At 37.8% G+C, this 2212-nt stretch carries 4 protein-coding genes; all 4 read right to left on the minus strand.

Annotation, left to right across the window (positions count from 1 at the left end; genetic code table 11):
- The coding region (locus JEM49_RS06675; protein WP_201874294.1) for a helix-turn-helix domain-containing protein at positions 1 to 312 on the minus strand (312 nt) is incomplete at its 3' end.
- A gap of 125 nt (positions 313 to 437) precedes the next feature.
- Complete coding sequence (locus JEM49_RS06680; RefSeq protein ID WP_201874296.1) at positions 438 to 1196, minus strand: ABC transporter permease; 759 nt, start codon at positions 1194 to 1196, stop codon at positions 438 to 440.
- Complete coding sequence (locus JEM49_RS06685) at positions 1193 to 1831, minus strand: ABC transporter ATP-binding protein (protein WP_098044163.1); 639 nt, start codon at positions 1829 to 1831, stop codon at positions 1193 to 1195. Before JEM49_RS06685 ends, JEM49_RS06680 begins: the two co-directional genes overlap by 4 nt.
- 134 nt (positions 1832 to 1965) lie before the next feature.
- The coding region (locus JEM49_RS06690; RefSeq protein WP_201874298.1) for a hypothetical protein at positions 1966 to 2212 on the minus strand (247 nt) is incomplete at its 5' end.

Raw genomic sequence — 2212 nt, forward strand, 5'->3', positions numbered from 1 at the left:
ATTAACTACCTGCAAGCTTGAAGAATCGCTGTTTTTCAAAAAAGGATATTCTTTTTTAAGCGGCTTAAGCAGATAATTCAGCTTGAACTTACCTAAAAAAGGCAAAGCTTTATTATTCTGATAGCGCTCATTCATCATGGCCAGCATTTGATTCCAAACAAAACGATCATTGCCAAACATCTGCTCAAGCTGGTTTTGTTGTGTTCTATTAGGATAGAGTCTTAATTTGATCCCTTTTAGCACATTTGTTCCCTCCTTTCTTTTTAAGATTATATCAAACATATGTTTAAGAAAGAAGGGGGGAACAAGCAAAAAAACTAAAAAAGGCCGGATTCATCACGGGATTAAAATCCCGTGTTTTCTCCGGCAATTAATCAATAAAATGTAGCGAATTTTTAGATAAAAATAAAAGCCCTGGTGTTTAAACTCAGGCCTTCTCATCGCAGCTGCATCTGTTCATTAAAATAATTTTTATAGGCTAAATAACCACTGATCACCGCACCAAGGCCTGTCGCCGACAGTAACATGAATGTGATCATAATCTGATACTTGATCGCGTAAACTGGATTAATTCCTGCGAAGATCAAGCCCGACATCATCCCTGGTAAATTAACCAAGCCCACGGTCTTGGCAGAATCAATCGTTGGCTGCATCGCAGTTTTGATACTCCGACGCAGGATCGGCATCGATGCCAATTTAATATCGCTGCCCAAAGCTAATTTTTCTAAAACTTGTTGATGCAAATCATTGAAACTATCATGCAATGCCTTGTAGCATAAGCCGATCGCCACCATTTCATTACCGGCAATCATCCCCGTAATTGGAATCACCTGCATCGGGATGGGCTTAATTACCCCTGAAAAAATCAGCAAACCTAGCGTCACATAGGTGCCAATGGCCTCGGCAATTATCGAATTCCAAAGACTGCGGTGCGGATTAGGATCACGTTTATTAGCGTTCCAGGACGCATTAAAAATGATGACCAAGGTTGAAACGATGGTTAACCACAGCTGATCAACGTGAAAAATAAACTTCAGCACAAAGCCGATAATGACTAACTGAATAATTGCTCTAAATACACTCGTTAAAATATCTTTAGTTAAGCCCAGCTTTTCTTTAGCCGAGATCGCGATTGATACCAGCACCAAGGCAAAAGCCAACACTAAAGATAAATTACTAACCATCACATTCTTCATTTGATGATCCTTCCCTGCTTAATCTGCATAATATGACCGGCCGTCTGAATCTCACTTTGATCGTGAGTTACTCGAATAATAGTAGTTCCTTGTTCGTGCACTCGCTTAATCAATTGATGCACTATTTCCTTGCTATCATCATCAAGCCCAGTTGTAACCTCATCTAGTAGCAACACCTTAGGCGGAAAAACTATATTTCGAATGAGAGCCACTCGCTGCTTTTCTCCACCTGACAAAGAATTTATGTCCTTATCCAAAAAATCAGCAGATAGATCAACTAGTTTTAGTAACTCATCTATCCTTTTTTCTACAACGACTTGCCTTCTAATTTCATAGGGAAAAATCAAGTTTTCTCTTACCGTTTTGCCAAACAAGCTCGGCTGCTGGAAACAATAAGAGACTTCCCTGCGGTATTGGACGGGATCGTATTTCGCCATCTTTTTGTCTTGATAAAAAATATCGCCTGCTGTTGGGCTGATTAAATTAGCGGTTAATTTTAAAATAGTACTTTTACCAGAGCCTGATGGTCCAACCAAGGTCAAAAAATCTCCTCGATCTACCTTAAAAGAAACATCATGCAAGATTTGTTTTTCTTTTACCTGGTAACTAATATGTTTAAATTCGATAATTGTCATAGTTTTTTCCTAAAAATATTTTTGCATTAACATTTTTAGTTTAATCATATTGGCTTTAGGTGACAAATTAAATATGTGATTGCATAATAAAAAGCCATGGCGCTTAAACCATGGCTAATTTATTTTCATTAACATTATTCAACTGCAGCGGCTGCTTCTTCCTTAGCTTCCTTGGACAATCCAGCAAGGTCACCTAACAAGGTAAAATCAATTTGAGTTGCTAAAGATGGCTTTTTACGCAAGAAATCAATCTCAGATGGTTTAACGTTCTCAGTTGGATTATCTTTGGAAATCAACTCTTGTGAGATTTCACTATCAGTTAATTTTTTATCCTCTAATACACTTTCTGCTTCTTTGACTTCTTTTTCATAATGCTTTGTC

Source organism: Lactobacillus sp. A27, from assembly GCF_016742815.1.
In the GTDB taxonomy this organism is placed as follows: Bacteria; Bacillota; Bacilli; order Lactobacillales; family Lactobacillaceae; genus Lactobacillus; species Lactobacillus gallinarum.